This is a genomic window from Pedobacter kyungheensis, assembly GCF_000812965.1.
Classification (GTDB): Bacteria; Bacteroidota; Bacteroidia; order Sphingobacteriales; family Sphingobacteriaceae; genus Pedobacter; species Pedobacter kyungheensis.
The window spans coordinates 20,715-33,702 of sequence record NZ_JSYN01000017.1; the positions used below are offsets into that span (position 1 = coordinate 20,715).

At 40.8% G+C, this 12,988-nt stretch carries 10 protein-coding genes; all 10 read right to left on the minus strand.

What is annotated here, in order from left to right:
- Nucleotide 1: 1 nt before the first annotated feature.
- A complete protein-coding gene (locus OC25_RS14560) occupies nt 2-1,243 on the minus strand; it encodes a nucleoside permease (protein WP_039477352.1) in 1,242 nt (413 codons plus the stop codon).
- 217 nt (nt 1,244-1,460) lie between these two features.
- Nucleotides 1,461-2,141 carry a 3-keto-disaccharide hydrolase gene (locus OC25_RS14565; protein ID WP_039477355.1) on the minus strand — a complete coding sequence of 227 codons (681 nt, stop codon included), beginning with the start codon at nt 2,139-2,141 and terminating at the stop codon, nt 1,461-1,463.
- A gap of 61 nt (nt 2,142-2,202) precedes the next feature.
- The gene (locus OC25_RS14570; RefSeq protein WP_039477358.1) at nt 2,203-3,660 is read right to left on the minus strand and encodes a Gfo/Idh/MocA family protein; all 1,458 of its coding nucleotides are present in this window, start codon (nt 3,658-3,660) and stop codon (nt 2,203-2,205) included.
- A 32-nt stretch (nt 3,661-3,692) separates the two neighbouring features.
- Nucleotides 3,693-4,073 (minus strand): c-type cytochrome, encoded by a 381-nt coding sequence (locus OC25_RS14575; RefSeq protein ID WP_039477359.1) that lies wholly within the window; start codon nt 4,071-4,073, stop codon nt 3,693-3,695.
- A gap of 91 nt (nt 4,074-4,164) precedes the next feature.
- Complete coding sequence (locus OC25_RS14580) at nt 4,165-5,217, minus strand: sugar phosphate isomerase/epimerase family protein (RefSeq protein WP_039477362.1); 1,053 nt, start codon at nt 5,215-5,217, stop codon at nt 4,165-4,167.
- A 9-nt stretch (nt 5,218-5,226) separates the two neighbouring features.
- On the minus strand, nt 5,227-6,384 hold the full coding sequence (locus OC25_RS14585) for a Gfo/Idh/MocA family protein (protein ID WP_039477365.1): 1,158 nt from the start codon (nt 6,382-6,384) through the stop codon (nt 5,227-5,229).
- 82 nt (nt 6,385-6,466) lie between these two features.
- Nucleotides 6,467-8,167, minus strand: a complete 1,701-nt coding sequence (locus tag OC25_RS14590; protein WP_209435598.1) for a GMC oxidoreductase — start codon at nt 8,165-8,167, stop codon at nt 6,467-6,469.
- Nucleotides 8,168-8,190: 23 nt separating this feature from the next.
- On the minus strand, nt 8,191-8,775 hold the full coding sequence (locus OC25_RS14595; protein ID WP_039477368.1) for a gluconate 2-dehydrogenase subunit 3 family protein: 585 nt from the start codon (nt 8,773-8,775) through the stop codon (nt 8,191-8,193).
- 281 nt (nt 8,776-9,056) lie between these two features.
- On the minus strand, nt 9,057-9,962 hold the full coding sequence (locus OC25_RS14600) for a sugar phosphate isomerase/epimerase family protein (protein WP_039477373.1): 906 nt from the start codon (nt 9,960-9,962) through the stop codon (nt 9,057-9,059).
- Nucleotides 9,963-10,009: 47 nt separating this feature from the next.
- Nucleotides 10,010-12,940 carry a TonB-dependent receptor gene (locus OC25_RS14605; RefSeq protein ID WP_039477374.1) on the minus strand — a complete coding sequence of 977 codons (2,931 nt, stop codon included), beginning with the start codon at nt 12,938-12,940 and terminating at the stop codon, nt 10,010-10,012.
- Nucleotides 12,941-12,988: the final 48 nt, after the last annotated feature.

The window sequence follows — 12,988 nt, forward strand, 5'->3', positions numbered from 1 at the left end:
ATTAAACAGTTTTAGCTTCTACTTCCGATTTTGTTTTATCGTTGAATACTAATGCAAAAAGCAAAAATACAACCAGGGCAATACCAGCAGGAATGATCCAGATCATTTTCCAGTCCATAGTGCCATCTACCGCTTTGTAGGCATCAGATATTTTACCAGCAACAGCAAAACCGATTAACATACCTACACCATAGGTAGCCAAAGTAATTAAGCCCTGAGCAGAGCTTTTAAATCTTTCGCCGGCTTTAGAGTTAGTATAAATCTGACCAGAAACAAAGAAGAAATCGTAGCATACCCCGTGTAAGGCAATACCTAAAATCAGCATGAAGCTTAGTTCGCCGGCGTTACCATAAGCAAAGAGGGCGTAACGTACAGCCCATGCCAGCATACCTACCAGGATGGTCATTTTAAAGCCGAAACGTTTAAAAAATACAGGTATAAACAATAAGAACAACACTTCTGAAGCCTGACCGATAGTCATTTTACCAGTTGGGTTATCCATGCCAATATTAGAAAGGAATGGGTTTGCATTCTGGTAATAAAAGGCCAACGGAATACAAATCAGGATTGAAGAGATAAAGAAAATCAGGAAGTTCCTGTCTTTTAATAATTTTAAGGCATCAAGACCCAATACATCCGAAATGGTAATTTTTTCATCTGATGAAACTTTAGGTGGCGTTTTAGGTAAAGTAAAGCTGAACAAGCCTAAAGCTAAAGAAACAATACCAGCCATCAGGAAAGTATTTTTTAGCAAGCCTGCTTCTGTGCCTTCTTTTGAATCCCAGTGGAAGAAGTAGCTGATTAATAAACCGGCAGCAATCCAGCCAATGGTTCCGAAAATACGGATAGAAGAAAATTCTTTCTCCGGATCTTTCATCTGATTAAAAGAAACGGAGTTTACCAGGGCTAGGGTAGGCATGAACAAAATCATGTAACCTAAAACGTAAGGATAGAATACGCTAACATCGGTTGCATTGTACATTTGGTACATCAATACAGCGCCGATAATGTGTAAAACACCTAAAATGCGCTCTGCATTAAAATACCTGTCGGCGATTAAACCAACAATAAAAGGGGCAATAATTGCACCCCACGATTGAGTAGAAAATACAGCACCGGTTTCGGCGCCTGTAGCTTTTAAGTTATTTCCTAAGAAAGTACCAAGGGTAACAAACCAGGCGCCCCAGATAAAAAATTCCAGGAACATCATGGCAGAAAGTTTAAAGCGAGTAGTGTTATTCATTTGGTTTATATAAGGTTTTTAGGTTTACGGTTTAAGGCGTAAGGTTAAGCTAAAGATATAAATCTTCGGCCTTACTTTACGCCCTGCCTTATTATTTTTAAGGTTTTAGGTGCGGGTTAGAGCAAAAGAAAGAAAATCCTTTCAACCCTATACCTTTATGTGGTTAAGGCGCATGAAAGGAAACCTCTAGCCTTCAACCTTACACCTTCTACCTCTATTATAGTTCTTTTATAGAGATATTTTTGTACCAAACCTCATCACCATGATCTTGCAATGCAATTTTACCGGTTTTGAAAGTTCCCCAGTTTTCCCAGGTTGCAAATTTACTGCCAGCTACAATTTTTTTCCAGCTCTCATCCCAAAGGGTAGTTTTTACAACTTCAACACCGTTTAGGATTAAGGTTAATTTACCTTTTTTGCTGATAATTTCAGCTTTGTTCCATTCGCCTACTGCTTTTACAGGCTCTGATGAACTTTTTACAAGATCATATAAATCGCCCGCGCGGTGTTTGGTAATTTTACCATCAGGGTGACCGTCGTTATCAATTACCTGCATTTCTAAACCAGTAGAGTAAGTTGCATGGTATTTAGGCTCTTCGTGCACATAAAAAATAAGTCCACTGTTGGCTTTTGGTGCAACTTTCCACTCGTATTTTAAATGGAAATCGCCGTATTCTTTATCGGTAACCAAATCACCACCACCATCTTTTCCTTTGGTAGCTAAATCTAAATGCAATGCACCATCTTGTACCTGCCATGCACTGCCAACAGTAGTTTTGTTGTAAGTGTGCCAGCCAGTTGTAGTTTTACCATCAAACAATGGTTTAAAGCCTTTTTGTGCTTTTGATATTTGCGTAACTGCTAACAGGATGCAAGCAGAAAGAAAGATTTTTTTCATGTTTTTTTTAAATTAAACCTCGTAGGTTTTTAAAACCTATAGGGTTTGTAAATCCTTTTTATTAAAGTGTTAAATTATTCCAGCCTTTGCGATATTCGCGTTTTACAAACTGGTTTGCATCATCAAAGTTGGTTACCTTCATGTTGTCGTTATCCCATAGCATTTTGGTGTATCTGCCCGGATAAGTTACCTTACCATTTACCGTTTTCTGGATATCGAAACTTCTGATTGCAAGGTTAGCCATTAATAAAGCTTCGGTTAACGGACCTGCAATTTCGAATGGCGAACTTACTTCCTGCTTACCGTAACCTGCAATTGCTGCTTCTACCCACTGTTTGTAATGGCCATTGGCACCATCAGGTACACGTGCATATTTAGGTTTAACGTTAATGTCCTTATTTCTGCTTAGTGGCAATAATTTTGGATTGGCACTGTAGGTTTCAGACATCATTTTACCTTTGGTTCCGATAAATAGGGTACCGTTACCACCATCACCAAAAGTTTCATTGGCTTCCAGTTCTTCCGGACGCTCTGGCTGGATGCCACCGTCCATCCAATGTAAGGTTACTTCGCCTTTGGTTTTATCAGTTTTAGGGAACCTTAAGGTAACATGGCTTGATGGCGGGCAGCTTTCCGGGAAATAACCGCGTTTAAATTCATCAACATAAACAGAGCCTACACTCGCCTCAACTTCTTTAGCGTATTTTAAATTTAACACACTGAAAGGAGCTTCGATTAAGTGGCAGCCCATATCGCCTAATGCACCTGTTCCGTAATCCCACCAGCCACGCCAGTTAAAAGGAACCAGTTTATCAACAAAATCTTTTTCAGGGGCAGTTCCTAACCATAAATTCCAGTCTAATTCTTTTGGAATTTCGGCCTTTTTTGTTGGCCATGGAATACCCTGAGGCCAAACCGGACGATTGGTCCAGGCATAAACAGTATGTACATCGCCAATTAAACCGGCTTCGTACCACTCTTTCATTTGGCGCGGGCCATCGTTTGATGCCCCCTGATTACCCATTTGCGTAACTACCTTATATTTTTTTGCGGCAGCAGTTAAAATGCGGGCCTCATAAATATCATGCGTTAAGGGTTTTTGAACATACACGTGCTTACCCAGTTGCATTGCTGCAAGTGCCTGGATGGCATGGTTATGATCGGGAGTGGAAACAGAGACTGCATCGAAGTTTTTATGCTCCTTATCCAGCATTTCGCGCCAGTCTTTATAGTATTTGGCTTTAGGGAAAGCTTTTACGCTATTGGCAGCACGACGATCGTCTACATCGCACAGAAAAGCGATATCTGCTTTTCCGCTTTTGTAAAACATATCTAAATCGCTCTGGCCTTTACCGCCAACACCAATACCGGCAACCAATAAACGGTCGCTTGGCGCTAAATAACCCGGACCGCCCAAAACATGGCGCGGAACAATCATAAATGCAGCAGCAGCGATAGCTGTTGTTTTAATAAAATCACGACGGTTACTCGTGGTTTTATTTTCTTGCTCTGTTTTCATATGAGGTAAATCGATTTGCTAATGAGGTTAAATTATTTTTTTAACGACAAAATATATTTTACCATTAATTTTGCATCGTCTTTTTTAAGTGTAGCATGTGCAGTCATTGGCATGTTGCCCCAAACTCCGGTACCCCCTTTAATAATTTTATCGGCTAACATGTTGATGTTTTTCTCTGTAGCAGGATATTTTTTAGCAATATCTACATAAGCAGGGCCAATAATTTTGTTGGTTTTGTTGTGGCAACCTAAACAGTCGTTTTTGTTGATCAGTTTTTCACCCGGGTTTGATTGAAAAGCATGGTTTGCCATAGTTGCTGTTGCAACTGCACTTTTCTCTTTCGCTAAATCTGCTTTCGTGAAAGACGCCATAAAAATGACTACAGCGCCTAAAATTAAAAATGTTTTTTTCATTGTGTGTTTTGTTTTTATTCGTATTCGGGCTGACATAAGCGGTAATGTTAATTTGTTTTGCTTATGCAGGTTTACTTGCTTTTTATTAATGTTATAGTCCTAATATTTTTTTATTGAAAGCACTATCACTACCCGATGCTGCAAAATCGTCGAATGCTTTATCGGTTACATTGATAATGTTCTTTTTAATAAACTCGGCACCTTCACGCGCGCCATCCTGCTGATTTTTAATGCAGCATTCCCACTCCATAACGGCCCAACCTTTAAAATCGTATTGTGCCAGTTTGCTGAAGATGGTTTTAAAATCAACCTGTCCATCGCCAGGTGAGCGGTAACGGCCTGCACGGTTTGCCCAGCTTTGGTAACCACCAAAAGTACCTTGTTTACCTGTCGGATTAAATTCTGCATCCTTAACATGAAAGGCTTTAATTCTTTCGTGATAAAAATCGATGTACTGAATATAATCTAACTGTTGCAATACAAAGTGTGATGGATCATACAATAAGCATGCCCTTGGGTGATTATTTACTGCTGCCAGGAACATTTCGTATGTTTCACCGTCAAATAAATCTTCGCCAGGGTGTATTTCGTAGCAAACATCTACTCCACATTGATCAAATTCATTCAAAATGGGAGTCCAGCGTTTGGCCAGTTCGGCAAAGCCTTCTTCTACCAAACCAGCAGGGCGTTGCGGCCATGGGTGAAAATATTGCCATAATAACGAACCGCTAAAGGTAGCGTGAGCGTTTAATCCCAAATTTTGCGATGCTTTGGCGGCATATTTCATTTGTTGTATTGCCCATTCTGTTCTCGCTTTTGGGTTTTTATGTACTTCTTTTGGTGCAAAAGCATCAAATAAGTCATCATAAGCAGGGTGCACCGCAACCAGCTGACCTTGTAAGTGGGTAGATAGTTCGGTTATCTCTAAACCATGGGCGGCGATTTTACCTTTTAATTCATCAGCATAGGTTTTGCTTTCTGCCGCTTGTTTAAGGTCAATAAAGCGGGCATCGAGCGTTGGCATCTGGATACCTTTAAATCCTAAATCTGCAGCCCATTTGCAAATATTATCGAGCGAATTAAACGGCGCTTCGTCGCTTATAAACTGTGCTAAAAATACAGCGGGTCCTTTTATTGTTGTCATGCCGGATGATTATAGTTTATAGTCGAACCATTTTTGATCTGATTGGCTTGAAGCCACTACATTTTCGATAAATGCCATTCCTCTGATGCCATCTGTGGTGCCAGGGAAATCGAGCATTTCTGCTGTAGGTTGCTCATTATTTAATTTTGCATTTACAGTAAGTGCAAAGTTTTTATAAATGTTGGCAAATGCTTCTAAATAACCTTCAGGGTGCCCGCCTGGTGTGCGGGTATTGTGTTTCGCAAAACTACCCATATAGCCGTTACCCGTTCTGTAAATTTGTGCAGGTGCGTTTAACCACCTTACAATAAGGGTATTTGGTTCCATCTGGTGCCACTCTAAACCACCTTTTTCGCCATAAACCCTGATTTTTAGCGCATTTTCTTCACCAGCAGCAATTTGCGAGGCTACCAATACGCCATTAGCACCATTATCGAACTTTAACAATACGTTACCATCATCATCAATAGCTCTTCCGGGTACAACAATGTTTAAATCGGCGCAGATTTTTGAAATTTTTAGGCCGGAAATGTACTCGGCAAGGTGTGCGGCATGCGTACCGATATCGCCCATGCTACCACTTTTTCCGGTTTTAGATGGGTCTGTACGCCAGGCTGCCTGTGCGTTGCCTTCGCGCTCAGAAAGCGTACTTAACCAACCCTGAGGATATTCTACTACAATTTTACGGATAGCACCCAGTTCGCCTTCGCGTACCATTTGTTTGGCTTGCTTAACCATTGGGTAGCCAGAATAGGTGTGCGTTAAACAAAGGGTTAAACCGGTTTCTTCTACTTTAGCCTGTAGCTGTTTAGCTTCTTCTAAGGTTAAAGTTATTGGTTTTTCTATTACCACATTGAAACCTTTATCCAATGCCATCATTGCAGGTGCAAAGTGGGCAAAATTTGGGGTAACAATGGTTACAAAATCAATTCTTTCATCAGCTGGCAATTCACTTTCTTTTGTCAGCATTTCTTCGTAATTGCTGTAAATCCGGTTGTCAGGAAGAAAAAGCAGTTTTCCGGATTCGTACCCGATTTCAGGGTTTACACTTAAAGCTCCGGCAGTTAATTCAATCAGGCCATCCATGTTAGCGGCCAAACGGTGTACGGCACCAATAAAGGCGTCTTTTCCACCGCCTATCATGCCCATTCTTAATTTTCTTTTCATGTTGAGTATGGGGCATAGGGTAAAAGGCTTAGGGCATAGGGATATTAACCTTATACCTTAAACCTTTCACCTTATACCTTTTCTAGATATTCTTTTTCTTTAATTCTTTTACAGCGTAATCTGCAGCGCGTGCTGTTAACGCCATAAATGTTAATGAAGGGTTTTGACAAGCGATAGAAGGCATGCACGATCCATCGGTTACGAAAACGTTATTCACCTCATGCATCTGGTTCCATTTGTTCAGTACCGATGTTTTAGGATCGTTACCCATTCTGGCAGTACCCATTTCGTGGATAGCCATACCCGGATAACAACCGTTATCGTAGGTTTTGATGTTTTTCATGCCTGCTTTTTCTAACATTTCAGCTGCATCGTTCATCATATCCACACGCATTTTTTTCTCGTTCTCTTTGTATTCGCAATCAATCGCCAATACAGGTTGTCCCCACTTGTCTTTTTTGTTGTGATCGATGTAAACTTTGTTTTCGTAGTAAGGTAACATCTCTCCGAAACCACCCAGACCCATGCTCCATTTTCCTGGTTTGGTCATTTTTTCTTTAAGATCGGCACCAAACGATAATTCTGCAACATCATTTTGCCAGTTTGATCTGCTGGCACCACCCTGATAACCAAAACCACGCAGGTAGCCGCGTTTATCGTTTCCGATGTTTTGATACCTTGGAATGTAAATACCATTTGCACGACGGCCGTAGGTGTATTTATCGTCGAAACCTTCAGCTTCGCCTGATGCACCGCAACGGAAGTGGTGATCCATTAAGTTGTGACCTAACTGACCGCTACCATTACCCAAACCATTCGGATGTGCTTCTGATGTAGAGTTTAACAGAATGAATGTTGAACCTAAAGTAGACCCGTTAACGAAAACAATTTTAGCATAAAACTCCATTGTTTTGTTGGTTTGTGCATCGATAACCATTACACCTTTAGCTTTTTTGGTGTCCTTATCGTAAATAATATGATTTACAATAGAATATGGTCTTAATGTTAAACGTTTGGTAGCCATAGCAGCAGGCAGGGTAGAAGATTGCGTACTGAAATATGCACCAAACGGACAACCGCGGCTACATAAGTTTCTGTACTGACAATTACCACGGCCTTTATGCGGAACGGTAAGGTTAGCCACACGGCCAATCATCATAATCCGTTCTCTTTTATAATGTTCTTCTATACGTGATTTTACCGATTTTTCTACAATGTTTAAGTCCATTGGCGGCAAGAATTGTCCGTCAGGACAAGTTGGCCAGTTTTCGTTAGAACCACTGATGCCAGCGAAACGCTCGGCATAATCATACCATGGCGAAAGTTCGGCATAACGAAGCGGCCAATCACTTCCGTGACCATCTCTTGCATTATCTTCAAAGTTATGATCGCTTAAACGGTAGCTCTGACGGCCCCACATTAACGATTTACCACCTACATGAAAACCACGATACCAATCGAAACGTTTATCTTCGGTATACGGGCATTCCAAATCGTTTACCCACCATTTTTCATTCGCTTCCTGGTAAGGGTAATCTCTTTTTTGTACCGGGTGGGTACGTTTTTGTTCTTCTGTTAGTCTGCCTGCGTGTTTAAAATCCCATGGATTTTTCATCGCATTTTCGTAACCGGTAATGTGCTCAATGTTCATCCCTCTTTCGAGCATTAAAACACGTAAGCCTTTTTCGGTAAGTTCTTTTGCAGCCCAGCCGCCACTAATCCCCGATCCTATAACAATAGCATCGTAAGTATTTTCTGCTTTTAAATTTGTATTTAAATTCATGATGTTTTGTCGTTGTTTTGATGTTAGGTAGCCCAAGATTTTTGGCCTGGCTTTAAGGTAGTATTGCCATCGTAGCGGCCTGGAACAAGAACGTAAGCTCTTGCTTTGGTGCAACCAATTTCGGAAGAGTAATAACCCAGTAAAGTTAAATCGCGTGCGGTAACAAAGAAATAAGCTAAATCTTTGTTGTCTTCTGATTTAGTTTCTTTTTGTGCAATGGCGATGGTTCTTAAATCGGCCATTAGCTTTTTGCGGTCGGCAACGGTTAAGGCAACGTAAGGTTTACCGAAATCTTTCATCGATTTAGCCTGAAGGGCCTTAAATCCATTTGCAAATGAAGTTTGCATGGTAGCAGGATAACAGTCTTTCATCATCATCGGTATAAACTTACCTAATCCGGCAGCTTTGGCACCGGCAGATGACTGTGTGGTTGGCACAATGATATCAGCAAATTCAGCAAAAATCTTCTCATCCTCAATAGAATACTGTACGAAGTTTTTTTCGTTTTCCGGGAGCGTAAAACTTTCGAATAAAACGCCCATTGTACTCGCCGAGATTGCTCCTCCCAGCAAAAATGCAACGTTTTTGAGTGCTTCTCTTCTATGCATCGTATTTATGGTTTTATATATTGGTTATGTTATGTGTTGAATGAGTAATATTAGAAAAAATATAATGGAAACGTTAAGGTTATACCGTTAAATTATTGATACGCAACGCAATTGTTACTCCGAATAATAATTCTAAATAATGCGTTTTTTGTAGGTTTAAACCATGTTGAGGCCTGTTTTTTTATCAGATTTACTTGGTGTAAAAAGTACATTTAGTGCGAATGAACATGTTATTTACCAGTAAATTTCTAAACAGGCCTTTTCATGGCTTGAATGACTACCTACAGCAGGTTGTTTTTAATATAATTGTAGCTTTCTGTAATGCTTTGAAAAGGTTCTTTTTTAATCAGGTCCTGTTCGGTAAAAATGTAATCGACTCCGGCCAGTTTAGCGCTGGCAAAAATGCTTTTAAAATCGATTTTGCCCGAACCTACTTCGGTAAACACGGCCTTATCCTGTTTATCCATATCCTTAACATGAAACATTTTATATCGACCAGGATTTTTGCTGAACATGGCTACAGGATCTAAGCCTGCATTTACGGCCCAGAAAATATCGAGCTCAAAGCCTACCAGTTTGGCATCGGTTTCATTGAGTAAAATGGAATAGCCCGTAACACCGTTACCCTGATCTTTAAATTCGAAGTTGTGGTTGTGGTAAGCTAACTTTAAACCCGATTTTTGGCAAAGTTCTGCAGCCTGGTTAAATTTGGCAGCCATGCGCTTGTAATCATCTAATGTTCCGTTTGCCCTGATATCGGTAGGTAATGCCGGAACCACAAAATACTTTTGACCTACGGTTGCAGCAGTTTCGATGTGCGATTTTAATACTTTATCATCGCCGGTAGAAAGGAATTCGGTTAAATTGTAATGGCCACTTGGCGAAGTAAGGTTATTGGCCGTAAGTAAGGCTTTAAAATCTTTGGCTTCCAACCCCCAGAAGCCCTTAACTTCATATTTGCCCGGATAGCCATAATAAGTTTCTACCTGGTTATAGCCAATCTGGGCCACGCAGGCTATAGTGGCCTTAACATCAGCTGTTAATTGTTCTCTCAGGGTAAATAAACCGATGCCTATTTTAGAAATTTTGGCTGGTTGCGCCAGGGCAGAGGTAATAACTGACGGAGTTAAAAATGCTGCAACTGCAGCTAAGCTTGTTTGCTGTAAAAATGATCTTCTTGTTGTCATGATATTTTGAATTAAAAAAGGCCGGAGCGTAAACTCCGGCCTTGCTGTTAAAATGAATAAGCCAATGATCCCCAGAAAGTACGTTGAAGTAAAGTTCTGCCAATCATTAATTGACCAGGGCTTACTGTTGAGAAATCTCTGAACTGATCTCCGCGAACGTCGCCTTCGGTCAACACTTTTGCATTTAACAAGTTGTCTGCCCAAAATCTTATAGCTACTTTTTTAGTGAAATTATAGCCTGCGCCAGCTTTCATTACCACATAACCTGGTAATTCGTAGCTTCCGCTTGGTGAGGTAAAGCGGCTGCCCACGTAATTTGCTGCAACATATAAGTTAAAGTTTTTGTAATCGTAGTTTGCACCAAGTTCGGTGTTAAGCACCGGAACCCGTTCTGTGCGGTTACCGGTAAAGCTGTAAATGCGGTTACCAAATTCGGCGGCCACGGCAGCATTGCCACTGGTATTGGCTTCGTAATCGGTATATTTCGAATCCTGAAGCGTTCCGGTTAGGCGTAAGCTGAGTGGTTTCGCAATTTTGTAAGAAACTTCATATTCTGCACTCCAGGTGCGGGTAGAACCAAAAGCTACTAAAGCTTGTGTACCTGCCGCTGTAGTTGGCACATTAATGCTTAACGATACATTTTTAATAGCCGAGTAACTTCCGGAGGCAAAAATTGCCAGGTTATTTTTGGCATATTTAAAACCTACTTCGCCTAAATAAACCGGGCGTTTTTTAATGTTTGCGGCATTATAGGCCGATGCATTGTAATCGCCAATGTTCGGCGCATTGTAGGCTTTGGTTGCCCGGGCAAAAATGCTTGAAGTATTGCTGATTTTATAATTTGCACCTACAGAAGCTGCCCAGTTGGTTAATGTTTCGTTATAAGCAGTATAGCCTAAAATAGTAGGCGTGGCACTTGCACTTGCATTTACAGTACCATTGGTGTTTAATGCATAATAAGGTCTGTCGCCTTTTACATTTTGATTGTCGATTCTCGCCCCAATATCCAGGCGCCATTTTTCTGATATTTTAATCTCATCACCGGCATAAGCAGATAAGGTTCTGGTATCGCCTATGAAGGTGTTTTTAGTTTGAATAGTGCGCTCTGCAGCTGTTGGAGACTGTAAGATAATACTTGGGTGTTCTTTAAACTCGGTAAAAGAACGGAAAGCATAACGTAAATCGTCGCGGTTATACTGGTGGATGCCCAATCCGATATTAAGGCTGTGGTTTTTTACTTTCTTTTTTAAATCCAGATAATCTACAATCTGCACGTCACTGTTAATTTGCCCCTGGGCATTTGAAGTAATTACATAATCGCCGGCTACAAATGGTGCAACAGCGCCGCCAGGATAATAGTAAGGTGTTGCGCTGGTTCTGGCTGTAATTCCGGCAGGTGCAGTGTAAGTAGCGTTGGTGTGGGTATTCTGGTAACGGAAATTGTTTACGATCTGCCAGCCATTATCAGTTAGGTAGTTAAACTGGAAACCAGCTGAACCCAATTTTGTATGTATCCCATCTGTTAAACTAAAATCATGGTTTCCGTTTGCAGGGTCGTTATAGCTCCAATCGGTTTGAACAGGGGTAATGGATTGCGAAGCCATATTGTAATCTCGGTAAGTGGTTGGCTTTCCGGTTCCATCATAAGGGTAGTAGCTGGTTAGCAGGAACTGAACTTTATCATTCAGGTACTTTCCGTAAAGGCGGATAAAACCTTTGTTATTCTTGAAATTAAAAGTCATGTTACCTTTAATTTGTCCGCCGCGATTGGCCGGATTAAAGCCCTGATCTACTACGCCATTATCGGTACGGTAAAAACCACCAATGTTGTATTTAACTTGATCGCTTATTTTTCCTCCGGTATTGCCATCAAAACGGTATAAGCCCTGCGAAAAGCCTGTGGTAAATTTAAACTGGCCATATTGTTTATCGGCACCAACATAGCTGAGGTTGTTAACCACTGCACCAGGAGTATTGGCCTGAATGATGGAAGCGTTACCACCTCTGATGGCTTCGATGTTTTGGATAGTCAGGTCGGTTTTGTAGTATTGATCTACTGATGGATTGGTGTTGAAGCCTGTAGGCAGTAAAGGCAAACCATCTTCCTGTATACCCAGGAAAATATAACCACCTTGCTGTGGAAAGCCCCTTACCCAAACGTTACCCGGACCATCACCACCAGTACTTTCTACAGTTAAACCTGGAATGGCTTTTAATAAATCGGTGCTGTTTAAAGGTGCCCTGTTGGTAATGTCTTTATTGCTTACCGAGGTAAGGGCCACACTACTTTCAAGCTTCTTTTTAGGATTACCACCAGTAACCATTACACTTTCGAGTTGTAAGTTATCTTCTGATAAGCTGATGTTCAGGTTTTCGTCGGCATTGCCTGGCGATAGGTTAACCTCTTTAGAAATATAGCCTACATACCTTACTACCAGCACGCGGCTGTCAACTGTAAGACCTTTTAAGGCAAAAGCACCATTTTCATCGGTAGTAGTACCAATGGTTTTGCCTTTTACGGTAACCGATACCCCGGGGATAGCGTTGCCTTTGCTATCGGTAACTTTACCGGTAACAATCCCTTCAAAGGCTTTTAACAGTGCCAGGTTGTTATTGGCGGGAATAGAATAGAGCAGAATCTGATCTTTAACTATCCTATATCCCACGTCATAACGTTTTAGCGAATTCTCAAGAAAGTATTTAAGTTTTTGGTTAACCACGTTTACCGATATTTTCCGGTCAGAGTTAATTAATTGCGGACTGTAAACAAACTTAACATTGGCCAGTTGTTCGGTTTTTTCAATAATGGTCTTAATATCGGTTTGATCGGCTTTGATCGAGATTGCTTTATTCAGAAATTCCTGTGCGCCAACATTTTTTGCAAATGCAGCACAGGTAAAGGTTATTATTGCAAGTATTTGGTAAATCGAAACTCTCATTGCATATATCGCCAGCGAAATAAGTTGATTTTTTTTCATAAATTTGGTTGTTGTTCATTAAATGATTGGATTTATTGGACATAGGAA

Coding starts and splice junctions, on each gene's coding strand:
- OC25_RS14605 (WP_039477374.1), bottom strand. CDS start 12,940: ATGAAAAAAAATCAACTTATTTCGCTGGCGATATATGCAATGAGAGTT.
- OC25_RS14600 (WP_039477373.1), bottom strand. CDS start 9,962: ATGACAACAAGAAGATCATTTTTACAGCAAACAAGCTTAGCTGCAGTT.
- OC25_RS14590 (WP_209435598.1), bottom strand. CDS start 8,167: ATGAATTTAAATACAAATTTAAAAGCAGAAAATACTTACGATGCTATT.
- OC25_RS14560 (WP_039477352.1), bottom strand. CDS start 1,243: ATGAATAACACTACTCGCTTTAAACTTTCTGCCATGATGTTCCTGGAA.
- OC25_RS14580 (WP_039477362.1), bottom strand. CDS start 5,217: ATGACAACAATAAAAGGACCCGCTGTATTTTTAGCACAGTTTATAAGC.
- OC25_RS14595 (WP_039477368.1), bottom strand. CDS start 8,775: ATGCATAGAAGAGAAGCACTCAAAAACGTTGCATTTTTGCTGGGAGGA.
- OC25_RS14565 (WP_039477355.1), bottom strand. CDS start 2,141: ATGAAAAAAATCTTTCTTTCTGCTTGCATCCTGTTAGCAGTTACGCAA.
- OC25_RS14585 (WP_039477365.1), bottom strand. CDS start 6,384: ATGAAAAGAAAATTAAGAATGGGCATGATAGGCGGTGGAAAAGACGCC.
- OC25_RS14570 (WP_039477358.1), bottom strand. CDS start 3,660: ATGAAAACAGAGCAAGAAAATAAAACCACGAGTAACCGTCGTGATTTT.
- OC25_RS14575 (WP_039477359.1), bottom strand. CDS start 4,073: ATGAAAAAAACATTTTTAATTTTAGGCGCTGTAGTCATTTTTATGGCG.